The sequence below is a fragment of the Paradevosia shaoguanensis genome (assembly GCF_016801025.1).
In the GTDB taxonomy this organism is placed as follows: Bacteria; Pseudomonadota; Alphaproteobacteria; order Rhizobiales; family Devosiaceae; genus Paradevosia; species Paradevosia shaoguanensis.
Map to the genome: position 1 here is coordinate 2,698,366 of NZ_CP068983.1, position 22,117 is coordinate 2,720,482.

At 63.5% G+C, this 22,117-nt stretch carries 19 protein-coding genes; 13 read left to right on the forward strand and 6 right to left on the reverse strand.

Annotated features, from left to right (window positions below; genetic code table 11):
• Window positions 1-121: 121 nt before the first annotated feature.
• The 4 genes from JNE37_RS12810 to JNE37_RS12825 form a co-directional block, all read right to left on the reverse strand.
• Window positions 122-1,024, reverse strand: a complete 903-nt coding sequence (locus tag JNE37_RS12810) for a carbohydrate ABC transporter permease (protein ID WP_203063143.1) — start codon at window positions 1,022-1,024, stop codon at window positions 122-124.
• 2 nt (window positions 1,025-1,026) lie between these two features.
• On the reverse strand, window positions 1,027-1,932 hold the full coding sequence (locus tag JNE37_RS12815) for a carbohydrate ABC transporter permease (protein ID WP_160176241.1): 906 nt from the start codon (window positions 1,930-1,932) through the stop codon (window positions 1,027-1,029).
• 67 nt (window positions 1,933-1,999) lie between these two features.
• Complete coding sequence (locus tag JNE37_RS12820) at window positions 2,000-3,439, reverse strand: ABC transporter substrate-binding protein (RefSeq protein ID WP_203063144.1); 1,440 nt, start codon at window positions 3,437-3,439, stop codon at window positions 2,000-2,002.
• A gap of 75 nt (window positions 3,440-3,514) precedes the next feature.
• Window positions 3,515-4,582 carry an ABC transporter ATP-binding protein gene (locus tag JNE37_RS12825; RefSeq protein ID WP_203063145.1) on the reverse strand — a complete coding sequence of 356 codons (1,068 nt, stop codon included), beginning with the start codon at window positions 4,580-4,582 and terminating at the stop codon, window positions 3,515-3,517.
• A 396-nt stretch (window positions 4,583-4,978) separates the two neighbouring features.
• Here JNE37_RS12825 and JNE37_RS12830 point away from each other — a divergent pair, with 396 nt between their 5' ends.
• Window positions 4,979-5,476 (forward strand): DUF1993 domain-containing protein, encoded by a 498-nt coding sequence (locus JNE37_RS12830; RefSeq protein WP_203063146.1) that lies wholly within the window; start codon window positions 4,979-4,981, stop codon window positions 5,474-5,476.
• Here JNE37_RS12830 and JNE37_RS12835 read toward each other — a convergent pair.
• Both JNE37_RS12835 and JNE37_RS12840 read right to left on the reverse strand, forming a co-directional pair.
• Window positions 5,473-6,477 carry an FAD:protein FMN transferase gene (locus tag JNE37_RS12835; RefSeq protein WP_203063147.1) on the reverse strand — a complete coding sequence of 335 codons (1,005 nt, stop codon included), beginning with the start codon at window positions 6,475-6,477 and terminating at the stop codon, window positions 5,473-5,475. The genes JNE37_RS12830 and JNE37_RS12835 overlap by 4 nt on opposite strands.
• A gap of 2 nt (window positions 6,478-6,479) precedes the next feature.
• Complete coding sequence (locus JNE37_RS12840; RefSeq protein WP_203063148.1) at window positions 6,480-8,591, reverse strand: 4Fe-4S binding protein; 2,112 nt, start codon at window positions 8,589-8,591, stop codon at window positions 6,480-6,482.
• 196 nt (window positions 8,592-8,787) lie between these two features.
• On the opposite strand from JNE37_RS12840, the gene JNE37_RS12845 reads away from it, so the two are divergent.
• The 12 genes from JNE37_RS12845 (at window position 8,788) to JNE37_RS12900 (ending at window position 22,051) form a co-directional block, all read left to right on the forward strand.
• On the forward strand, window positions 8,788-9,111 hold the full coding sequence (locus JNE37_RS12845; protein ID WP_035034583.1) for an ArsR/SmtB family transcription factor: 324 nt from the start codon (window positions 8,788-8,790) through the stop codon (window positions 9,109-9,111).
• A 19-nt stretch (window positions 9,112-9,130) separates the two neighbouring features.
• Window positions 9,131-9,349, forward strand: a complete 219-nt coding sequence (locus tag JNE37_RS12850) for a hypothetical protein (RefSeq protein WP_203063149.1) — start codon at window positions 9,131-9,133, stop codon at window positions 9,347-9,349.
• Window positions 9,350-9,358: 9 nt separating this feature from the next.
• A complete protein-coding gene (locus JNE37_RS12855) occupies window positions 9,359-9,787 on the forward strand; it encodes a DUF1801 domain-containing protein (RefSeq protein ID WP_203063150.1) in 429 nt (142 codons plus the stop codon).
• Between the two features lie 18 nt (window positions 9,788-9,805).
• The gene (locus JNE37_RS12860; protein ID WP_203063151.1) at window positions 9,806-10,213 is read left to right on the forward strand and encodes a DUF1801 domain-containing protein; all 408 of its coding nucleotides are present in this window, start codon (window positions 9,806-9,808) and stop codon (window positions 10,211-10,213) included.
• A 7-nt stretch (window positions 10,214-10,220) separates the two neighbouring features.
• Complete coding sequence (locus JNE37_RS12865; RefSeq protein ID WP_203063152.1) at window positions 10,221-10,622, forward strand: SRPBCC family protein; 402 nt, start codon at window positions 10,221-10,223, stop codon at window positions 10,620-10,622.
• Window positions 10,623-10,704: 82 nt separating this feature from the next.
• The gene (locus JNE37_RS12870; RefSeq protein ID WP_246513243.1) at window positions 10,705-11,913 is read left to right on the forward strand and encodes an MFS transporter; all 1,209 of its coding nucleotides are present in this window, start codon (window positions 10,705-10,707) and stop codon (window positions 11,911-11,913) included.
• Between the two features lie 163 nt (window positions 11,914-12,076).
• Entirely contained in the window at window positions 12,077-12,961 is an 885-nt protein-coding gene (locus JNE37_RS12875; RefSeq protein ID WP_203063154.1) for a siderophore-interacting protein, read from the forward strand.
• 128 nt (window positions 12,962-13,089) lie between these two features.
• Complete coding sequence (locus JNE37_RS12880) at window positions 13,090-14,505, forward strand: hypothetical protein (RefSeq protein ID WP_203063156.1); 1,416 nt, start codon at window positions 13,090-13,092, stop codon at window positions 14,503-14,505.
• Window positions 14,502-18,659, forward strand: coding sequence for a VWA domain-containing protein (locus JNE37_RS12885; RefSeq protein WP_203063157.1), 4,158 nt, complete (start codon window positions 14,502-14,504; stop codon window positions 18,657-18,659). The genes JNE37_RS12880 and JNE37_RS12885 overlap by 4 nt, the downstream gene beginning before the upstream one ends.
• 4 nt (window positions 18,660-18,663) lie before the next feature.
• The gene (locus JNE37_RS12890) at window positions 18,664-19,701 is read left to right on the forward strand and encodes an AAA family ATPase (protein ID WP_246513245.1); all 1,038 of its coding nucleotides are present in this window, start codon (window positions 18,664-18,666) and stop codon (window positions 19,699-19,701) included.
• Window positions 19,698-20,573 carry a DUF58 domain-containing protein gene (locus JNE37_RS12895; RefSeq protein ID WP_203063159.1) on the forward strand — a complete coding sequence of 292 codons (876 nt, stop codon included), beginning with the start codon at window positions 19,698-19,700 and terminating at the stop codon, window positions 20,571-20,573. Before JNE37_RS12890 ends, JNE37_RS12895 begins: the two co-directional genes overlap by 4 nt.
• Window positions 20,574-20,722: 149 nt before the next feature.
• Window positions 20,723-22,051: a M20/M25/M40 family metallo-hydrolase gene (locus JNE37_RS12900; protein WP_203063161.1), complete on the forward strand. Its 1,329-nt coding sequence runs from the start codon at window positions 20,723-20,725 to the stop codon at window positions 22,049-22,051.
• The last annotated feature ends 66 nt before the right edge of the window (window positions 22,052-22,117 follow it).

Consider the following 22,117-nt stretch of genomic DNA (forward strand, 5'->3'; position numbering starts at 1 on the left):
CGGGGCTATGCCGATATCAACACGATATCGGGGACGATGCCGGCAGAGATACGGCTAATCGCCGGTCGATTGAAAGGGCAGCGGCCCTTACGGGTCGCCGCCCTCCGGGAGGGACGGGTTGTCAGCGGATGCCGGAGGTCATCAGGCCGCGTACATAATAGCGCTGCAGCACGATGGCGGTGACGATCAGCGGCACGGTCACGAAGGTGAGGCCGGCGAAAAGTGGGCCGTCGAGGGAATAGTTGGGCGAACTCTTGAGCCCGGCTAGCATCACCTGGACGATCTGCTTGTTCGGATCCTGCATGATGACCAGCGGCCAGAGATAGGCATTCCAAGACCAGATGAACTGGATGAGGACGAGCGTGGCCAGAGCCGGCTTCACGTTGGGCAAAGCGACGCGGAAGAAGATGCGCCAGGTGCCGGCGCCATCGACGCGGGCGGCGTCGTCGAGTTCGCGCGGAATCTGCGCGAAGGTCTGCCGCATCAGGTAGATGCCGAAGGGCTGCGCGGCGAAGGGCAGGAACAGCGCTGGGTAGGTCGAGGTCAGCCCGAGGCCCGAAACCACCTGATAGAGCGGCACCAGGATCACTTCCAGCGGAATGAAGGCGGTGAGCAGCGTCAGGCCGAAGATCAGGTCGCGGCCGGGGAAGCGCAAGCGGGCGAAGGCATAGCCGGCAAGCGTCGAGGTCAGCACCACCAGGGCCACCTGCCCGCCGCTCGCGATCGCGGTGTTCATGATGTACTGGCCGAACTTGAGCTCGTTGAAGAGCGAGGCGTAGTTCTCCAGCGTCGGCTGGGGCGGGAAGAAGCTCCAGAACGAGAGCGGGTAGCGGGTGGCAATGACCGAGGCGGTGGATTTGAGCGAGGTCAGGGCCGCCCAGACCACCGGGAAGGCAAAGAGGAAGGTGATCAGCAGCAGGCTGCCGGTGCCGATCCACGAGACGAAGTCGCGCTTCTCCCCGGCGGCGCTGGCCGCGGCGGGCTGGGCGAGGGTCTGCATGTTGGTTTCGATATTTTCGGTCATCGCTATCTCCAACCCTTGCGGTCGCGGATGGCATAGGCCTGCAGCACGGTGATGCCGATGAGGACGAGCATCATGAACATCACGCTGGCCGAAGCCGTGCCGGGCGAGGAGAATTCGAACGCCTGGGCGTAGGAATAGAAGGGCAGGTTGGTGGTCTGTCCGTTCGGTCCGCCCTGAGTGAGCAGGATGATCGGGGTGAAGAGGCGCGCCGCGGCCACCGTGACCATGAAGATGGCGAGGATAATGCTCGGACGCAGCAGGGGCAGGGTGATGCGGCGGAAGATGCGCCAGTTGCTGGCGCCGTCGAGCGCTGCCGCTTCCATCACCTGCGGAGAGATCGCCTGGAGGCCGCCGAGGAAGATCAGCATGGGCAGGCCCACATCCTTCCATGCCGTCATGACCACGATGGCGACGATGGCGTGTGGACCCGATGTCAGGAACGGCACTTCAGGGAGGCCGACGGATTTGAGGATCGCGTCGAAAAGGCCGGTGCCCGGCTCGTAGAGCTGGCCCCAGATGAGCGCGGCCACGGCTTCCGAGGAGGCGAGGGCGCCGAGGATGGCGGCGCGCGCGAGCATCGTGCCGCGCATGCGCTTGTCGAGGAGGATAGCGAGGCCCAGCGCCATCGGCACGACGACCACGATCATCAGCACGATGTAGACCAGCGTGATCAGCATGGCGTTGACGAACACCTGGTCGGCGAAGATCTGGGCGAAGTTATCCCAGCCGGCCCAACCGTTGGGGCGCTTGGTGAAGGCGTTGAAGGTGCGGAAGCTGTTCAGGACGGCCGAGACGAGCGGCCAGAACTGAAACAGGCCCAACCCCAGGAGCACCGGTAACACCATGACGGGGCCGGCGAACATTTCGCCGCGCCTTGTGGGATCGGGGTTCCACAATCCTTTGAACATTGGCCAAGCCTTCTTGAGGATGGAAGCGAGCCTCCCCCGCGTTGAGCGGGGGAGGTCGAGATTGCGGTTAGCGGTACTTGGCGAGCAGGCGATCGATCTGGGCGGCCGTGCTGTGCAGGCGCTCCTCCACGTCGACGCCCAGGGCAATGTCCTTGACCGCCGGATTGACGGCGTTGACGTAGTCGAGCCAGCCGACCGACTTGGGCGAGCCGAAGGCGCGCTCGCCGACATTGGCGCAGAGGATGGCTACCGGGTCGGTCTTGTAGGCCGGCGATTCATCGGTCAGCGATTTGCGCGAGGGCATGGAACCACGCACGTCGTAGAAGGCGCGACGGTTGGTGTCGTTGAGGAGGAAGGCGAGGAGCGCGGCGGCTTCCGGAATGTACTGGCTGCCCGAATAGATGAACGGGGCATCGGCCACGCTGGAGGCGAAGGGGATGTTGCCGCGGATCGGCGGGGAGACACCCCACTCGAACGGCGCGCCGCTCTTGCGGAAGGTGTTGGCGAAAGCCATGGACGAGAAGTCGATGGCGGCTGCGCCGCTCTTGTAGTGATCGACGACCACGCCCTTGGGCGTCAGGCCCTCGTTGAACATGGCCTGGTAGTTCTTCATGCCCTGGATGGCTTCGGGCGTGTCAAGGTAGCCGCTGGCGGTCAGGCCGTCTTCGGAGATGCCGGCGAAGGTCTTGAAGAGGGTCGAATCCTTGGGCGCATTGGGATCGCCCATCATACGCACCCACATGCCTTCGAGCTGCGAATAGTTCGAGCCCGGGCCGCGATTGCCGAAGCGCGAGGACGCCATGCCGAAGGTGGTCTGGTCGCCTTCCTTGCGCAGCTTCTCGGTGATGGCGCGCATCGCATCGAGCAATTGGTCGGCCGTCCAGCCGCCATCGACGTCGGTGACTTCCGGCGGGGTCTCGACGCCGGCGCGCTTGAAGATGTCGCGGTTGAAGTAGACGAAGCAGGAATTGGATTCCCAGGCCAGGCACATGACCTTGCCGTCGATCGTGGCGGCGTCACGCATCGCAGGATAGATGTCCTGGATGAAGTCTGCGGAGAAATAGTCGTTGAGCGGCACGGCGATTTCACCGGCGGCGTAGACCGAGGCCAGCTCTGTGCTGCCCATCATGATGTCGGGCGCGGAACCCGAAGCCACGTAGAGCTGCACCTTCTTGGCGAGGTCGCCGTAAGGCACGCGCTCTTCTTCGATGGTGATGTTGGGATAGGCTTCCTTGAAGGCCGTATAGGCAGCTTCGATCGGCGCGTTGATCTCGGGGGAGAATTCCTGGCGCATCACCTTGATGGTGATCGGCGCGTCGGTCAGTTCCGGACCGGTATAGCCGCCAAGATCGATCTTGTACTTGCCCGGATTGGTGCCGGGGCCTGCCGCGAATGCCCGCGACGGCAGAATGCTTGCAGCGGCAAGCAGCGAGGCGCCGCCGAGGAGCACGCTGCGGCGAGAGATACCGCCCTTGCCGGCTTTCGCCATTTTGTAGTGTTCAGCCATGACCTTCTCCATCCCTTGCTGAGGTCTACTTGTTGGTGCGCGTATGCGGTCGCGCTGCCGATGCGTTGATCGCGGTCAGAGGCGGTTGCCGGTTTCGCCATCGAAGAGGTGCAACTTGTCCCGGTTGACCGCGAGGTTGATGCGCTCGCCGCGATGCAGGTCGTGGCGGCCCTTGAGCACTATCGTGATGCTCTGGCCGTCGAGATTGGCCATGATCTGCGTCTCGGGGCCGGTCGGTTCGACGACGACGACTTCGGCCGAGGGGCCGGTCGTGCCGAGTTCGATATCTTCTGGGCGAATGCCGACCTGGAGACGCAGGCCCGGCGCCAGATTGCCGCCACTGGGCAGTGTCGCCAGTACCTGGCCATTCGCGGTGATGCAGGCCAGGCCATTGTCGCTGGCCGCGGTAGTGCACTGGATCAGGTTCATCGAAGGCGAGCCGATGAAGCTTCCGACGAAGGCATTGGCCGGACGGTCATAGAGCTCAAGGGGCGAGCCGATCTGCTCGACCACGCCATTGCGCATCACCACGATACGGTCCGCCATGGTCATGGCCTCGAGCTGGTCGTGGGTGACGTAGATCATCGTCGCCTTGAGGCGCGCGTGGAGGTCCTTGATCTCGGCGCGCATCTGGACGCGCAGCTTGGCGTCGAGGTTCGACAGCGGTTCGTCGAAGAGGAAGACCTTGGGGTTGCGCACGATGGCGCGGCCCATGGCGACGCGCTGCTGCTGGCCGCCTGAAAGCTGGCGCGGATAGCGATCGAGGAGGCTGTCGAGCCCGAGGACCCCGGCGGCGGCCGCGATGCTCTTCCCCATGTCGCTCTTGGACTGCCCGCGCATTTCGAGAGCGAAACTCATGTTCTCGCGCACGGTCATGTGCGGATAGAGCGCGTAGTTCTGGAAGACCATGGCGATGTCACGGTCCTTGGCGGCGAGATTGTTGACGACCTTGCCTTCGATGGCGATCTCGCCACCGGAAATCTGTTCGAGGCCGGCGATCATGCGCAGAAGGGTAGACTTCCCGCAGCCGGACGGTCCGACAAGGCTCAGGAACTCGCCGTCGCGTACGTCGATATCAATGCCCTTGAGCACGGTGGCCGTGCCGAAGGCCTTGACCAGTTTGCTTACGCTTACGTTCGCCATCTTCCTCTCATTTCGTCGCAACGTGCCAGACGATTGAACCGTGAAACGCGAGAAAGTGGATACAATCTGCGTTGGAATTAATAGGGATAGTGCGTGCCCAAAGCGTGCGCCGGAAGAACCATCAGCGAGCGCCATGAGCGCCGCGCTGCTGCCGGTTAGGCATCGCTATGTGGATATTTCGACCAATTCACTGGGGAATTTGGCCCAAGATCAGGCCAGCTGCCGCAGTTCATTGCGAGTTTGGGCCTGAAAGTGAGGCGGCCCCTCGCTGGAAAAGCTCTTCTCCCTCCCTAAAAAGATAAGCTTTCATGCAAGGGGTAGTGTATCAACTTAATGTTGTCAATGGATACAAAGTATGAGCAAAATTCCAGCGCTTCCGAAGGATGGAGATACTTGATGGAATCGCCTGTTCCCGGCCTGATGCGCTCATTGGCGGCGCTCGATGGCATCCTGCGGAAGGCCGAGACGTATTGTGTGCAGGAGGGGCTGGATCCGAGGGTGATGCTGGAAGCGCGATTGGCTGCGACGATGAAGCCGATGACCCACCAGATCAGGCTGGCCTGTAATGCGGCGACCGAGCTCGTGGCGCGGCTGGCGATGGACGAGACGGCCTCGATCGAAGGAGCCTATGCGACATTCGCCGATCTGCATTCGAGCGTGGAGCGGGCGCGAGCCTTCATCGGCTCAGTGCCCGAGAGTGCCTTTGCCATGGCCGACGAACGGGTCATCCCCGTCGTGTTCGATGAGGAGGAGGTCGATTGCTCCGCCCATCGTTATCTCACCGAATATGCAATCCCGAACTTCTACTTCGCGATGACAACCACCTACGCCATCCTGCGCAATCGCGGTGTGCCAGTGAACAAGAAGGACTTTCTGGGCGTGGGCGTCGCCTAGGCGGTCTGGAAGACGGTGCCATCCAGTCTTGTGCCCGAGGCCTTGATGCCTGGATAGGCCTTGAGAAGGGCGGGGGCGTGATCCTCGCCGCCGACGAAAAGGGCGGTGGAGAGGCCATCGGCCAGCATGGCGCGCGGGGCGACGATGGCGACGTCGAGGAGCCGGTTGGCGCTGAGGCCGGTGGCGGGATCGAAGATGTGGTGCGAGGTCGAGCGACCGAAGCGCTGGCCATAGCCACCGGAGACGGAAAGCGCGGTGTTCTCTAGATCGATGGCGCGACCGATGGCCGAGGGCGAGAGCGGGTTGACGATGGCGACCGACCAGGGATCGCCATCCGGCTGCGTGCCCAGGGCGCGGGTTTCACCGACATCGACGATGGTGTGGTCGAAGCCCTCTTCGCGCAGAAGATCGGCGATGCGGTCCGTAATGTAGCCCTGGGCGATGCCGTTGAGGGTGACGGCCATGCCGGGCTGGACGAATCTGATTGTGCGGGCACCGATATCGATCCGGGAATAGTCGACAAGACCTTGTGCGGTTGCGATCTCGGATGCCGAAGGGCCATAGGGCGAGGTTGGCGCCGAGCGGAAGTGGGTTTCGTAGAGCCGCCAGAGCGGCTGCACCGTCGGGTCGAAAGCGCCGTTGCAGGTGTGGGCGATGTTGCAGGCGGCGCTCAGGACGGTAGCCATGTCCTGAGACGGGCGAGTCAGCTGGCCATTGCGGTTGAGCTGGGCGATTTCGCTATCGGTCCGGAACAGGCTGAAGACGTTTTCCAGCCGCTCGATCTCGCTACGCATGCGCGTGATGGTGTTACGGGCGAAGGCTTCGTCTTCGTGCCAGAGCATCAGCTTGGCCGGACCGCCGAGCGACTCTCCCTGCCAGGTGACGAAGTCGGGGCGGCGTCCGTAGCGCTGGGCTGCAGCAGCGCCGAGGGGCAGGGCCAGGGTGGCGCCTAATACTGCAAGGGTCCGGCGGCGAGACCATTTCTGCGGCGTGCGGTGCATAATCAGCTCCTCACCGGGGCGGCGCCCGCCGAGCGGGTGAGCACGAAGTTCTGACGGGCGCGGACCTTGCGCTCGCGGGCCAGCGGCGGGCAGCGGTGGTCGTCGTAATATTCGACCTGGCAATCGAGGCACTGGAAACATTCGGCCATGTCGATCTTGCCTGAGGGCGCGATAGCACGGACCGGGCAGGAACGCTCGCAGAGGTGGCACGGGCTGCCGCATTCCGGCCGCCGCTTGAGGAGGTTCAGGAGATGCAGGCGATCGAGCAGCGCCAGTGCGCCGCCGAGCGGGCAAAGGAACCGGCAGAAGGCGCGTTCGGTGAAGAGCCCGATCGAGAGCAGCACGACGGCGTAGAGCACATAGGGCAGTGCGCGGGCGAAGTGGGTCGAGATGGCGGTCTTGAACGGCTCGATATCGGCGGCAACGGAGCCAGCCGTCGGCGCGACGAACGCGAGCGTCACCACGACGAACAGCGAAACGTACTTGCCCCACCAGAGCTTCTTCTGGAGCTTCCAGGACGGGTTCCATTGCGGCAGTCGCAGGGCGCGGGCGAGTTGCGCCAGCAGTTCCTGCAGAGCGCCAAAGGGGCAGAGCCAGCCGCAAAACACGCCGCGTCCGAGGAGGAGGAGCGACAGGGCGACATAGACAGAGATGATCACGATCAGCGGCTCGGCCAGGTAGAAGCCGATATCGAGGTCCTGGAAGGGGGCCTTGAGGTAGTTGATGATGTGAACGATCGAAAGTTGCGCACCGACCGTCCAGCCGAGCCAGACGAGCGTGAAGAGCAGGAAACCGCGGCGAACCCAGAGATGGAGGCGGCGCCTGCGGGTGAGCTGGGCCTGGAAGGCAAGGATGCCGGTGAGGCAGAGCAGGGCGACGCTCAGGATGATGATCTGCGGCAGCGAGGCGGTCCAGGCTTCGAGCCATGCCGGCGGCGGATCGGCCTCGGGCATCAGGATGTGCTCGGCGGGCAGCTTGTATTCGAGCGCGGGCAGCGCGACCTGGATCGGGTTGCCGGCGGCATCCTTGGCGGAAACCTGCACTTCGGCGGTCCAGGGCGCGAGCGGATCGAAGCCGGTCTCGGGCGGCAGAAGCACCAGGCCGCTGACCCTGCCCATGGCGATGCCGGCCCGCATGAAATGGGACTTGTCGAAGTCGTAGACATGATCGCCCTGGCGGATATGCAGGCGCTCCAGTCGATAGCCGCTCGATTTGTTCTGGAACTTGTAGCCGAGGAAATCGTAGGGGCCGTTCGAGGCCAGGAAGATGGCGTTGGTGCCGGTCGGGAAGTCCGAGAAGATACGGTCGTGGTTGCCGCGACCCGCGGCGTTGCGGCCGATCATGGCTGGCGTGGCGAGGCCGGCGCGCAGTTCGAGGTAGACATCGGACGGGCCGCCCTTGGGGGCAACTTCGAGGCTCGAGACATTGGCGCCTGCTGCTTCGACCACGCGAGTGAGATCGGCATTGGTGATATCGATAGAGGCGATGGAGCCATCGGCCAGCAACTGCTCGGGCGTCAGGTCCTTGAAGTCGTCGATGTTGAGCGTGGGCTCGGTCACGACCGGACGGCCTTCGCGGAAGCTGAGGACGATGCGGGCGCTGTCGCGAATGGCGTTGCGGAAGGCTCGGCCCGAAGTCGTGGCGCCGGCGATGAGCTCGGCCTTGGGGCCGTCGGATGCGCCGGTTTTTGCCGTCATGCCCGGTGTGTGGGTCATGAACTTCTGCATGAGCGCGGTGAGGTGCTCGTCACCCACGATCAGCGGTTCGCGATGGAAGAGGATGGTCGAGCCGGTGACATGGCCTTCGAGATCGACGCCGGCGATGACGTCGAAGAGGATGCCGGAATAGCCGTGGGCCGCGACAACATCGAGGGTCGAGAAGATGTAGCCGACCACTTCATCGCCCCGATAGGCGGCCGCGGCCGGAGGGCCACCGTCCTGCATCAGTTCGACATGGTCGATGTCGGGAAAGACCGCCGCTACGACTTCGGGCGTCAACCGCTCCATCAGGGGCGGGGTGTGCTCGAGGTATTCGTAACCGGCGGCGAAAGCGATCTGGGTATCGAGGAGCAGCAGGACGAGGACGCCGACTAGGCTCAGGCAAAAACGAAACACGGCTGCTCCAGGTCTTCGGGACGCTGCAAATGTTGCCCCTGTCTGACAGCAGCGGCGAAAATATTTTCCAATGTGATGTATGAGGAAAAGTAATTTTGTGCGCGAAAGGCTGGAAAGGCGGGTGATGTCTCCCGGTCTTGACATTCATAGCTGGTCGGCTATGAATTAATCCATAGCCAACGGGGTATGGATTCCGATGCCTGAAGCTCAAGACCTGCTGTTCAGGTCCCTGGCGGACCCGACGCGACGGGCACTCTTCGAGCGTCTGTGCCGTGACGGGGAGCAGACCGTCGGCGCGCTGACGACCTGGGCAGGCGTATCGCAGCCGACGGTGTCCAAGCATCTGGGCGTGCTCAAGCAGGCCGGCCTCGTACGCGACCGCCATGAGGGTAGGCAGACGCATTACAGCGCCCAATTGAGCGCCCTGAGTCCGCTGGTCGACTGGACGAGCGAGATGACGGGGTTTTGGGAGAGCCGGTTCGACGATCTCGAAAACCTGCTCAAAAGAATGGACCAATGACTATTGCGGGGAGACGCAAGTGATTTCGAGCAAGGGGATACGACAGTTCCACCGCTGGCTTTCGGTGACCTTCACCGCAGCGGTGGTGCTCAATCTCATCGTGATGGGCCGGGGCGATATCGCGATGTGGATCGGGCTCGGCACGCTGGTGCCGCTGATCCTGCTAATAGTCACCGGCCTCTATATGTTCGCGCTTCCCTATGCCGCCCGGTGGCGCGCGCGCCGCGTCGGCGGATAGGAGGAGAGCATGACTGGGAAGGATACAAAGACCGAGAAAGTGGTGCTGCTCTCTGGTGGCAATCCGCAGATTGCCAAGGGTGAGGGCGATGCGCCGGTTCAGGCTTACATCGACGCCATGCCGGGCTGGAAAAGCGATGTGGGCCGGCGGGTCGATGCGTTGATCGAGAAGGCCGTGCCGGGTGTCCACAAGGCGGTGAAATGGAATTCGCCCTTCTACGGCGTCAAGGATCACGGCTGGTTCATGAGCTATCACTGCTTCGATCGATACGTGAAAGTAGCTTTCTTTCGCGGTGCTTCGCTCGATCCGCTGCCGCCGGGAACGTCGAAACAGAAGGACGTGCGTTATCTCGATATCCATGAAGACGACGACATCGACGAAGCGCAGTTTTCGTCCTGGGTGAAGCAGGCCAGCGCGCTGCCCGGCGAGCGTATGTAGAGAACTAGAGAGAGACCGATGACACCAGATACCGATAGCGAAGTTCCCGCTTCGCAACTGATCGACGCGAAAATCGAGGGGATGAAGGATTGGCGGGGCGAGACGCTTGCCAAGATCCGGGCGCTCATCAGGCAGGCCGATCCCGAAGTCGTCGAGGAATGGAAATGGGACATTCCGGTGTGGTCGCATGCCGGCATCATCTGCACCGGCGAAACCTACAAGAACGCAGTGAAGACCACCTTCCCCAAGGGCGCCTCGCTCGATGACCCTGCCGGGCTCTTCAACTCGAGCCTCGAAGGCAATGTCCGTCGTGCCATTGATTTCAAGGAAGGCGAGCCGATCGATGAGGCCGCGTTCATGGTATTGATTAAGGCTGCGGCGGCGCTCAACAGCACCAAGACCAAACCGAAGAAAAAGAGCGCTTGAGCCGCCAATGACGGATGAAATCCGCACCGTAGTCGTCGAACGCGATCTGCCATTCCCCGCCGAGAAGATTTGGCGGGCGCTCACCCAGCCACATCTCATCGAGGAATGGCTGATGAAGAGCGATTTCTCGCTGGCGCTCGACCATCGCTTCAGCTTCCGCACGGAATGGGGCAGCATCGATTGCAAGGTACTGGAGGTCGAGGCCAACATGTCGCTGTCCTATAGCTGGGACGCCCTGGGCCTTGAAAGCGTGGTGACCTTCACGCTTACGCCGACGCCTAAAGGGACCAGCCTGCGCATGGAGCAATCCGGCTTCCGACCGGATCAGAGCCAGGCATTCCATGGCGCCAAGGCAGGCTGGCGCGCCTTCCTCGGGAATCTGGAGAAGGTGCTCGAAAAGGTCGAATAGCGATTACCGGCTCGGGTTGACATTCGGGCGCAGTTCAAACATTCAAGAACATTATTGATTGTTTGAATCAGGCGGTTTGCGCATGTCTACCTCTCCCGTGGCTTCGACCATGCACCGCCAGGTTTTCCTGCTGGCTACCGCACAGGCGCTGTTCCAGACGGCGTCCGTGCTGGTGATGACCATTGGCGGGCTGGCCGGGGCGGTACTGGCGCCATCGCCGGATTGGGCTACGGCGCCCATCGCCACCATGTTCCTCGGCACGGCGGTGGCTACCGCACCCGCTTCGATGTGGATGGCTCGGGTCGGGCGCCAGGCGGGCTTCCTGCTGGGGGCAGCGCTGGGTATCGCCGGCGGCCTTATCGGTGCGGCGGGTGTCTTCACCGGTTCATTGCTACTGCTTTGCCTGGGGACGTTCCTCGTCGGCAGCTACCAGGCCTTTGCACAATTCTACCGCTTCGCCGCATCCGAAGTCGCGAACGATGCTTTCCGCTCGCGAGCCATTTCGCTGGTTCTCGCCGGCGGCGTGGTGGCGGCGCTCGCGGGTCCTGCGCTGGCGCGCTTCGGCGGCGGGCTATTGCAGCCAACCTATACGGCTTCGTTCCTCATTCTTGCTTTGGTATCGCTTGTTGCCCTGGGCGTACTGGCGAGGGTGCGAGTGCCCAACACGGCGGCGACCAGCGCCGACAAGGCGTCGGCGCGCGGCCTCGGGCAGATCGTGCGCCAGCCCGCTTACCTCGTTGCGCTGTTCGGCGCTGTGACCGGCTATGGCGTGATGACGCTGGCGATGACGGCGACGCCGCTTGCGATGGCGCATCACCATTATGATCTTGCCGACACGGCCACAGTCATCCAACTGCACGTGCTCGGCATGTTCCTGCCGTCGTTCGTGACTGGCTCGTTGATCGCGCGTTTCGGCGTGCTGCGCATCATGTTCATCGGCGTGCTGTTGCTGGCGGGGCATGTGCTGCTCAGCCTGACAGGTACAGCCATTCACTCGTTCATGGGCGCGCTGGTGCTGCTGGGGATCGGCTGGAACTTCCTCTATATCGGCGGCACGAACCTGCTGACGCGCACCTATACCAGCGCCGAGAAGGGGAAGGCCCAGGCCACGAACGACCTGACAGTGTTCCTGGTCGGGCTTGCCGCCTCGCTGAGCGCCGGCATGCTGCAGAACACGCTGGGCTGGCAGAACCTCAACATGATCCTGCTGCCCTGGCTTGCCGTTGCGGCGCTCGCCATCCTCGCGCTTGGCTGGCGGCAGCGGGTGCAGGGCGTGCAGCCGGCGCAGTGACCAGCGCTGTTTTCTAGAGTCATTCCTAGGTCGTTTTAAGTTGATCTGAATTATCCGGATTGTTATGGCGCCGTCCGTAACAAGAGGATGGATCGATGGAGCCTGGCCGGTTTGCCAGCGGCACGATGATCGCGGCGGTGTGCTTCGGTCGCGGGTGGCCTACGTGAGCAGCGGCTTCCACCTGGCTACGGTGATCCGCCGCGAAATGCTGAGTCCGGGCATGGTGCGGCTCATCTTCGGCGGCGAGGGGCTCAGGCATTTCCGCTCCACCGGTATCGGCGACGAATATCTGCGGCTCTTTTTCCCTGATCCCGCGACCGACGAACTTGCGTTGCCGATCATCGACGAGCGCGGACGATGGACCTATCCGGAAGGCCCATCCAAGGTACGCTGCTCGACATATACGGTGCGGCGGATCGATCGCGAGAGGGGAGAAATCGCTATCGACTTCGTCGTGCATGATGGGGGCATGGCCAGCGATTGGGCGGTGCGCGCAAAGCCGGGCGACAGCATCACCATCAACAACCCCCGCGCCCTCTACATGCCGCCAGACGATACCTCCTGGCAGCTTATGGTGGCCGATGCCGCCGGCCTTCCGGCGTTGGCACGTATCGTCGAAGAGATGCCCCGGTCTGTGCCGACAAGAGTCTTCATCGAGGTGACCGAGCCGTCGCATGAGCAGGCGCTGGTATTTGGGTCGCATGTTACCGTTACCTGGCTCCATGGCGGAAACGGGCACGCGCCGAGCAAGCTGGAAGAGGCGGTGCGTCGCGTGCCGCTGCCGGATGGCCCCGGCTATGTCTGGGCGGCCGCCGAGCAGAAGGTGGTGCGCGCCATCCGCAAATATGTGCGGCAGGAACTCAAGATGCCCGTGCTGCGGTATGAGCTGGTGGGCTACTGGGTCGACAAGCAGAACGAGTGGACTTCGCGCTGGGAGGCGCTGAATCCGGAGGTGCGCAAGGGGATCGAGGCGGCCTGGGCCTCGGATCGCGACCCGGAGGACGTGCGCGATGAAGTCGACGCGACGTTCGACAAACTCGGGCTCTAGCCGGGCGGCGCCGTATTAGACTTAAGAACTATACCCGCATAAGGGTGCGCTTGCTTGGATCGTCGCCTTGCCGACCATCCGATGGTCCGTGATTGCCGGATTGCCGGGCCATTCTTTGAGCTATGCTGGTGAAGACCAAGACTTTGCGCACTACGCCTGCTGCAGGCGCGGCCATGATAACGCCGCTACATCCGGCCGATAGCAGCATAGCATCCCTGATCGATCGCCTTGCCCGCCGCTGGCGCGTGACGAGGTTGGTCGAGGCTGGGCTTTATGCGCTCGGTCTGGGTGTTTTCGCGTATGTTTTGATGTGGTGGGCCGACCAGCCGATGGCGGCCTGGATAGCGCTCGGTGTAGCGGCGGTGAGCTTTGCGGGTCTGGCGGTGCTCGTATGGTTTCGCGTGCCGGCGCCAATTCTTCTTGCCATAGCCGCCGACCGGAAGCTGGCACTTTCCGAAAGGCTGGCCAGTGCGCTCGAAGTGATGGGCCACGAAGCAGGTCCGGTAGCGGAAGCGCTGCTGGAGGATGCTGGCGCGGTGGCGAAGACGGTATCGCCGGAGCGGGTGACGCCTTGGTTCGATACCAGAATGCGCGCGGCGCTGGCTGCACCCGTGATGGCCATGGTGTTCGCGGTTGCCGCATTCACCTTCGCAGGCGAGCGAACCGAGGCGACCGGTACCGGAGAACTGGCAATGCCAGCCATTGCCGACGTCGAGAAAGTCGCCAAATTGCTCGCAGCCGAAGCGGAGGTCAAGGACGACCAGGAGCTTGAGAGCGTCGCCAATTCGATGGAGGCGCTCGCCGAGAAGATGAAGCAGGAGCCCCAGAGCAAGCAGGCGGCCGAGGAAATGGTGGCCTTGCTCGATCGGGCCGGGCGCCGCTTTGCCGGAAACCCGGTGCACCACTGGCCGCCGTTCGAGGGCGACAATACCGGGCTGGCCGACCGCATGGATGCCTTCAAGAGGCAGGCACAGAGCGGTAGCAGCCAAGGGCCCGCAGCCTATTCCGGGCAGGGCGGCGGTATGCCCGGGCAAACGGCAGGTGCGGAGAATCCGGAGCCGCCCGATCCCTCACTCGATGTCAAACCATCCTCGTTGCCCGGCGGCGGCAAGGAGGGCGAGGGTCTGGGTATCAAGCCTCCCGACGGGCAAAAGAACAGTGACGCTCTCGAGGGCGACGAGGAGGGCTTTGCCAATACCTCCGCGCAGCCGCCTACCAAGGGGACCGCGACCGGTGCCGGCGAGGGTGAAAGTAATATGGCCGGTACCGGTGATGGGCCGGAGGCCGTGGCGGCCGACCAGGCGCCGGGTCCGCAGGGCGGGTTTTCCGAAACGCAGACCCTGACCGCCGAGAAAACCAACGACGCTTCGCGCGTGCGGACGAGCGCCACCACGGAGGCTCGGCACACTGATGTGGACGATGCGGTCGTGCAGCGGCAATGGCCGCGACTCGATGCGATGCCGGTGGAGCGTCAGGCGATCCCTGATGCGGCTGCTGGTGCCGTTGCTCGATATTTCAACCGCGATGAGCAGGTGGCGCCGTGATCCTTCTCGCGCCATTGATGCTGGGTCTGTTGGTGCTCGGCGTGCTGATCGCAATCATGCATGTGCGACGGCGGCGTGCGCTTGTCGTACCGGGCCTGATGCTCTGGAAGCAGGTGGAGGCGGCCACAAGCGGTGCGCGCGCGGTGCTGCAATGGCCGCGGCCGAGCGTGCCGTTGTTGCTGCAATTGCTCGCGCTGCTGCTCATCGTGCTTGCGCTGGCGCAACCGTTCTGGGGCGCAAACCGCAATGTCGCGCATTGGATCTACGTCCTCGACAACTCCGCTAGCATGCAGGCGCAGGATGGAGGCAGGACACGCCGCGACGTAGCCGATGCGTTGATCAGGGAGCATGCAGGTGGCGAAGGCGCCGGCGCGCGGTATTCTCTGATCGTCGCCGGAGCAGCCGCGCGACCGGAACTGGCGCGACAGGCAATGTTGCCGGGTCTCTTTGATAAGGCTCTGGCGCGCGTCGAGCCAGAAGAGGCGGGGGCCGATTGGGCGAGTGCAGCCAGGCTGGTCGATGCGCTACGTCGCGATGATGAAGTGACGCAGGTCGTTGTCATCTCGGATGTGCCGCCCGCTGATTTTCTGGCCGAGGACGATAAGCTGCGTCTCGCGACCGTCGCGGTAGGCAACACAGCAGACAACGCCGCCATTTCGGCGCGGCTGACGCAGCCCCTGGGCGACGATCAAGCTTGGTCGCTTTCGGGGGAGGTGCGCTTTACTCCCGAAATGCGTGGAACGGGGATAACGATCGAGTTCACCCCGGCCGGCGCCGGCGAGCCCAAGGTGCTTGATCGCTTCGAGATCGCCGGCGGGGGAGTGGTCCCCTTTTCGCGGCCTCTCCAAATGCCAGGTGCAGGCGTGCTGACTGCGCGGCTTGATGCCGATGGCGCGGCGTTCGACGATCGCGTCGATTTCGTCATCGGCACCGAGCCCGCCACGCGCCGCGTGCTGCATATCGGCGTACCCGAGCAACCCATCGCGCGCCTTTCTGAAGCGATCGATGGTGTGACTGTCAGCGAGGCAGAGACGTTGCCTGCAGATGCCGACGACTATGATCTCATAGTTGTCGATGGCGTCGAGGTCGACCGCGTGCCGCGTACCAATACGCTCTGGGTTGGCCTTGGGCGTCTGAAGGGCGAGCCGCTGCCGGCCGTGCTTGCGGATGCTCGTCCGACCGGGTGGGACCTGGAGCATGTGCTTGCCAAGTCGGTGGGTTGGACGAACCTGCATGTGAATGCAGCGTACGAACTGGCCGCTCCGGGGAACGGAGACGTACTGGTTCAAGCCGATGACGCGTCGCTTCTGTCCGTCGGGCGGGTGGAAGATGGGTATGACATTCGTCTCGCTTTCGATCCTGCGGAGAGCGACTGGCCTGAGCAGCCGAGTTTCGCGGTCTTCGGAGTAAGCCTCATGCAGATGCTTGGGCCGCTGCCGGGCCAGGTTGTGGCCAAGCCCTGCATTGTCGGCTCGGTATGTCCTGTCGACGCGAAGCTTGTTGGCGGCAGTGTGCGTCTTCGTGGCGACGAGGCTGCCCCGGCGGTGCTGGTAAGCGCATTCACTCCCCCGCGGGCGGGTGTCTACGAGATCGAGCGGAATGGTCGTACGGCCAGTATTGCCGTGCATCCGTTGATGAGTGACGAGAGCATGCTGGCTGTTGGCGAAGCCGCGATCGGTGAGATGCCGGAGCGCCCATTCGCGTTGTGGCGCTGGCTGGTGGGCGGCGCTGTGGTGGTGCTTCTCATCGAGGCCGTGGTCGCCGGACGAGGATCGGAAGGCTTTCTCTCTCGTAGGGCGCTGGCGGATGGTGCCGTTGCTCGCAGGCATCGCAAGGTAATCACGTTGCGCGCCGTGGCGCTCGCGCTGGCGATTTTGGCCTGGTTCAACCTGCCGTTCTGGATCTATCGGAACGACCAGGCAGTTGTCGCAATGGTCGGTCCATCTGACGAGCCGGTCGCCGGGGCGGAGACGGTCTTCGTCGGCGACGTGCCGCGACTGGTGCCGCGCGACAGCGGCGCTTTTGCAGGGGCGGGCGCCGACGCGATCAGGATGGCCGTGGCGATGCTGCCGCCGGATCGCCCGGGGCGCGTCATTGTCGGCGAGCAGGGGTCGGGGAATTTAGCGATGCTCGGGCCGGAATTGGCGACCCGCTCTGTTCCCGTCGACATGCTGCCAATGGAACCTGCACTTGCTCCCGATGCCGTCGCGCACTTGTTGGCTCCAGAGCAGGTATTTGCCGGCGATCGTTTCGAGCTCTCGGCGATCGTCCGCTCCGACCAGGCGATTAATGCCGACGTCGCAGTCAGCGATGCAGAGGGCGAGGTTTGGCGCGAGACGGTCCAACTCGCCCCGGGCAGCAATCGGTTCGCCATACCGGTGTCGGCGATTGCGCCAGGCGCGCAGGCCTATCGGATGTCGGTAGACGTGCCGGGCGATGTACGGTCTGCCAACAACGACGACGGTGCTGTTGTTGATGCGATCCTACCCGGTCGGATCGCGGTGGTCTCGGGACAAAGCGGTCGGGGCTCCGCTTTTGCGGCGATGCTCGAAGGGCAGGGGTTCGATGTCGATGTCATCGCCGCCGCGAACGCCCCCGAGACGATCGACGGCTGGCTGAGCTATTCCGGCATCGTGCTCATGAACCTGCCGGCTATCGATCTGCCGATCGCGCGGCAGGAGCTGATCCGTAGCGCCGTGGCCGAGCACGGCCGCGGACTCATGATCCTGGGCGGAGCCAACAGCTTCGGCCCGGGTGGATATCTCGAAACGCCGCTCGATGCGCTTTCGCCCATATCGAGCCGCATTCCGCGTGACAAACCAGGCGTGGCCATCGTCTTCGTGCTCGATCGGTCGAGTAGCATGAAGCAGGCGGTGGGGCCGGTGACCCGCCTCGATATCGCCAAGCAGGCAACGCTGGCAGCCATCGATCTGCTCAATCCCGAGAGCGAAGTATCGGTGGTGACGTTCGATTCCGCAGCGCGGCTGACCGTACCGCTCACCAGTGTCACCAACAAGGAATTCATCGAGCGGTCGGTCAATCAGGTGAGCCTTGGCGGCGGCACTGCGCTTTATCGCGGGCTTTCGACCGGCTTTGCACAATTGCGTGGCGTCGATGCCTCGGCGCGCCACATCGTGGTGATGACCGACGGTCAGAGCCAGCCTGCGGACTATTCCGGATTGATGGCGAGCATTCGCGGCGAGGGCATCACGGTTTCCTCCGTGGCCATCGGCGAGGATTCCGAGATCGAACTCATCGAGACGCTGGCGCGCGATGGCGGCGGCCTGTTCCACGCCACAACCGACTTTGCCGCCTTGCCATCCATCCTCTCGCAGGAAGCGATGTTGCTGGCGGGCGATCCGACGGAGACACACAGTGCGCAGCCGTACTGGGTGGACCGCGAGGCGCAGTTCCTCGCGGGCATGGGCGAGGCGTTTCCCGCGATCGAAGGGTTCGTACTCGCCACCGCCAAGCCCGAGGCGACGATGCATGCCATGGTCGAGGATCAGTTCGGCGAGCCAGTGCCGCTCCTCGCATCGTGGCGCTACGGCAATGGGCAGGTGCTGGCCATGACCACGGACGCCGCCGGCGATTGGACGCGGTCGTGGCAGGCGAGCGAGGACTATCCGAGGCTCTTCAGCCAGGCGCTGCGCGCATTCCTTCCCGGGAACGAAAGTACTGACCCGCGCATCATCGCCGAGCGGGAGGGAGATATCGTGCAGCTACGCGTCACTAACGTCGGCGGTAGCGCGCTGGAAGCCGTCGGTCCTGACGGCAGCCGCGAGCCGGTCGCTCTCAAGGCGTCCAGCGACGGTTCTCTTGCAGGCTCGTTCGTTCCTCGCCTTCCTGGCGAATACCGCTTCGCGCTCGCCGATGGCAGTGCCGAGACTGGGCTCTATCTCGCCTATCCGGCTCGTCTCGACTGGTCACGGTCAAAGGGCGATCTGCCGGAACTCGTTGCCGCGACCGGAGGTCGGGTGCTCGCGAGCCGGAGCGATCTGCAACTGCCCGATGCGGGGCGTTGGGCGATGGTGCCGTTCGGGCTCGTCTGGCTCGGTCTGGTTTTGCTGATTTTCCTCGCGGAGCTGGCGCTCCGCTACACCGACATTTTCAACCGCTTTGGCCGTCCGGCCCGGGTCCAGCCAACAGGATAACGCCATGACAGTCATTTCCACACTCAAGCCCGCCGATGGACGAGGAGAGCCGCGCATGGACCGAGAGGCCTTGGATACGCTTCTGAAATCGCTGCGCGATGCACGGTCGGAAATCGGCCGGGTGGTTCTCGGGCAGCACGAGATCGTCGAGCAATTGCTGATCGGCCTCATCGCTGGCGGCCATGTGCTGCTGGAGGGGCCGCCGGGCGCCGGCAAGACCCTGCTGGTCAAGACGCTGGCAGACGTGACCGGATTGAGCTTTTCGCGCGTGCAATTCACCCCCGACCTGATGCCGGCCGACATCACCGGCTCACTTGTGCTTACGCCCGACGGGGCAGGCCACGATGTGCTCAAGTTCCAGCCGGGGCCGATTTTCACCCAGCTCCTGCTGGCCGACGAAATCAACCGCGCGACCCCGCGAACGCAATCGGCCCTGCTCGAAGCCATGCAGGAGAGGACGGTGAGTGCCGCCGGCACCAGCATGAAGCTGCCGCAGCCTTTCTGCGTGCTGGCGACGCAGAACCCCATCGAGATGGAAGGCACCTATTCCCTGCCGGAGGCGCAGATCGACCGGTTCATGTTCCGCATCGATGTCGGTTATCCGAGCGCGGAGACGCTGGCCTCCATCCTCCACGCCACGACCGGCGCCGAGCAGCCCGTTGCCAGGCGCATCCTGACGCCTGAGGAAATACTCTCGATCCAGGCGCTCGTCCGCACCGTGCCGATTGCCGAGCATGTCCGCAACGCGGTGGCGCTATTCGCCCTTGCCACCCAGCCCGGCGCGAAAGAAGCGAGCAAGGACGTGCAGCGTTTCGTGCGCTTCGGGCTCAGCCCGCGCGGTGCGCAGGCCCTGGTGATGGCTGCCAAGGCGCATGCCTTGCTGGCGGGTCGCTACAATGTAGCGATCGAGGATATTCGCGCCGTGCTGATGCCGGCGCTGCGGCACCGCGTACAGCTCAATTTCGAGGGCAGCGCCGAAGGCGTTTCGCTCGAGGGCCTGATCTCCAAGCTCTTCGAACACAGTGTGAAGGCCGCTTCGTGAAACCGGATTCGCGCCTGCTCGAAAAGCTCGTCGTTGCCCGTTACCGCCTGCACCAAGCGAAAGCCTCGGTGGGCGTGGGGGATCGGCAGTCGAGTGCCAAGGGCGCGGGAATGGAATTCGCTTCGCATCGGCCCTATCGAGAGGGTGACGACGTCCGCAATCTCGATCCGCGGCTCATGGCGCGATTGGGTGAGCCGTTTGTGCGGGAATATTTCGTCGACAGGCAATTGCCGGTCTATGTGATCCTGGATGGGTCGGCGTCGATGCAGCAGGGCAAGCCCGGCAAGTTCGAGACCGCGGCAATGCTGGCGCAGGTGCTTGGTTTCGTTGCGTTGGCCTCGGGTGACCAGGTTCGAATCGGCGTGACCGGAAACGCCGCGGTCGATTGGTCGCCGCGCCTCCAGGGCCAGAGCCGAGCGGATATGCTTTTCGATTGGGTCGGCGGGCGTCGTATTGGCGGGAAGACCAGTTTTTCTACCGCGCTTCGGCAGGCGCGCGGCGTGTTGACGCAGGCGGCGCTGGTCATCCTCATCAGCGACTTCATGGACGAAGGGGTCGAGCGGGAGCTCAAGCTGCTCACCGAGGGGCGGCATGACATGATTGCCATTCACATGGCCTCTCCCCAGGAAATCGACCCGTCTGCACTGGGGGGCGGGCCGGTGACGCTTCGCGATGCCGAGTCCGGCGAAGCGATTGATATGTCGCTCAATCCCACCATCGTTGCCCGCTATCGCGAGGTTTTCTCGCGCTGGCAATCCACTCTGCGCGACACCATGACGCGCGCACAGGGCCGATACTTCTTTCTATCGTCAAGCGCAGATCTGGAACAGTTTATCAGTCGAGATCTGCGAGGGAGGAACGTATTTGCATGAAATTGTACCTGGCGCGGCATGAACCGAAAGTCGGACTGACCGATGCAATGTTTGCATTGGTCGCTCAAAATTGACCTTGTTATCGTCTTCCCACTCAAGCCCGGCCTAATTCCGAGGCCGGTGAATAAGGGAGAGAAACATTGAATTTCATGAGCAAAAAATTCCTGTCGACGGCCGCCCTGGCTGCAGTGCTGATGGCCAGCACTTCGGTCCTGGCGCAGGAAGCTGCTCCGGCCGCCGCCGTTGATCCGGCGCAATACACCCAGGCGGTGGACTCGATCCTTGCAAATGCCAAGTTCGAAGCTGCCGTCAAGCACATGGACGACACCTACGACCAGCTGCTCGCCGAGTTCGAAGAGCTGACCGAAATCCCGTCCGGTCCGTTCATGGAAGAAAAAATTTCTGCGCGTTATGCCGAGCTGCTCACTGCGGCTGGCCTGACCGACGTCAAGGTCGACGAAGAGGGGAATTCGATCGGCCTTTGGAAGGGTACTGCCGGCGACGGCAAGTTCCTCGTCGTTTCGGCTCACCTTGATACGGTGTTCCCGGAAGGCACTGACGTCAACATCCAGTGGAAGGGCACCGAAGCCCATGCTCCTGGCGTGCGTGACGACAAGATGAGCACCGCGATCCTCCTGGCCTATGCTCGCGCCATGAAGGAAGCCGGCATCCAGACCAAGGACGACATCCTCTTCGTGGGTACCGTGGGCGAGGAAGGCCCGGGCGACCTGCGCGGCGTGCGCTACCTCTTCAACGAGGGCGAGTACAAGGACAAGATCAAGGGCTTCTTCTCGGTTGAAGGCGGCTCGGCCGGCAGCGCCACCGTTGGTGGCACGGGCTCGGTTCGTTACCGCGTTCACTTCAAGGGTCCGGGCGGCCACAGCTTCGGTGCCTTCGGTCTCGTGAACCCGGCCTATGCCCTGGCCGACTTCATGACCACCTTCTCGCAGATCCAGGTTCCGGCCAATCCGAAGACCACCCATAGCGTGGGCATTCTCGATGGCGGCACGTCGGTCAACTCGATCCCGTTCGCGGTGTCGGCTGAAATCGACATGCGCTCGAACGATCCGTCCGAGCTGGACAAGGTTCACGAGCGCATGAAGGTCATTGCCGACCAGGCCGTGGCCAATGAAAACGCGCGCCGCTCGGTCGCTGAAGGCCCGATCACCGTCGAGCTCGAGCAGATCGGCCTGCGTCCGGCCGGCCAGACCACCGAAGACACCGACATCTTCCAGATGACCAAGGCCGCTTTCCAGGCGACGGTTGGTGACTTCAAGGGCGAAGGCTTCGGCTCGACCGACTCCAACATCCCGATGAGCCTGGGCATCCCGGCGCTCACGATCGGTGCCAATAGCGGCATCGGCGGTCGTGGCCACTCGCTCGACGAATGGCTGGAGACCGCCAAGGACAAGACCCTGCCGAACATGCGTGCCACGCTCGCCGTGGTCCTCGCCAATGCCGGCATGGCCAACGAGTAAGACCTGAGGGAAACCGCCCGCCGGCCAGAAGCCGGCGGGCAATGCATCTGAAGGAGACGGCGCAGG

What these genes read in the sequence shown, in the direction of transcription:
- JNE37_RS12810 (WP_203063143.1), bottom strand. Translation starts at nt 1,024, where the DNA reads ATGACCGAAAATATCGAAACCAACATGCAGACCCTCGCCCAGCCCGCC.
- JNE37_RS12815 (WP_160176241.1), bottom strand. Translation starts at nt 1,932, where the DNA reads ATGTTCAAAGGATTGTGGAACCCCGATCCCACAAGGCGCGGCGAAATG.
- JNE37_RS12820 (WP_203063144.1), bottom strand. Translation starts at nt 3,439, where the DNA reads ATGGCTGAACACTACAAAATGGCGAAAGCCGGCAAGGGCGGTATCTCT.
- JNE37_RS12825 (WP_203063145.1), bottom strand. Translation starts at nt 4,582, where the DNA reads ATGGCGAACGTAAGCGTAAGCAAACTGGTCAAGGCCTTCGGCACGGCC.
- JNE37_RS12830 (WP_203063146.1), top strand. Translation starts at nt 4,979, where the DNA reads ATGGAATCGCCTGTTCCCGGCCTGATGCGCTCATTGGCGGCGCTCGAT.
- JNE37_RS12835 (WP_203063147.1), bottom strand. Translation starts at nt 6,477, where the DNA reads ATGCACCGCACGCCGCAGAAATGGTCTCGCCGCCGGACCCTTGCAGTA.
- JNE37_RS12845 (WP_035034583.1), top strand. Translation starts at nt 8,788, where the DNA reads ATGCCTGAAGCTCAAGACCTGCTGTTCAGGTCCCTGGCGGACCCGACG.
- JNE37_RS12855 (WP_203063150.1), top strand. Translation starts at nt 9,359, where the DNA reads ATGACTGGGAAGGATACAAAGACCGAGAAAGTGGTGCTGCTCTCTGGT.
- JNE37_RS12860 (WP_203063151.1), top strand. Translation starts at nt 9,806, where the DNA reads ATGACACCAGATACCGATAGCGAAGTTCCCGCTTCGCAACTGATCGAC.
- JNE37_RS12865 (WP_203063152.1), top strand. Translation starts at nt 10,221, where the DNA reads ATGACGGATGAAATCCGCACCGTAGTCGTCGAACGCGATCTGCCATTC.
- JNE37_RS12870 (WP_246513243.1), top strand. Translation starts at nt 10,705, where the DNA reads ATGTCTACCTCTCCCGTGGCTTCGACCATGCACCGCCAGGTTTTCCTG.
- JNE37_RS12890 (WP_246513245.1), top strand. Translation starts at nt 18,664, where the DNA reads ATGACAGTCATTTCCACACTCAAGCCCGCCGATGGACGAGGAGAGCCG.
- JNE37_RS12900 (WP_203063161.1), top strand. Translation starts at nt 20,723, where the DNA reads ATGAGCAAAAAATTCCTGTCGACGGCCGCCCTGGCTGCAGTGCTGATG.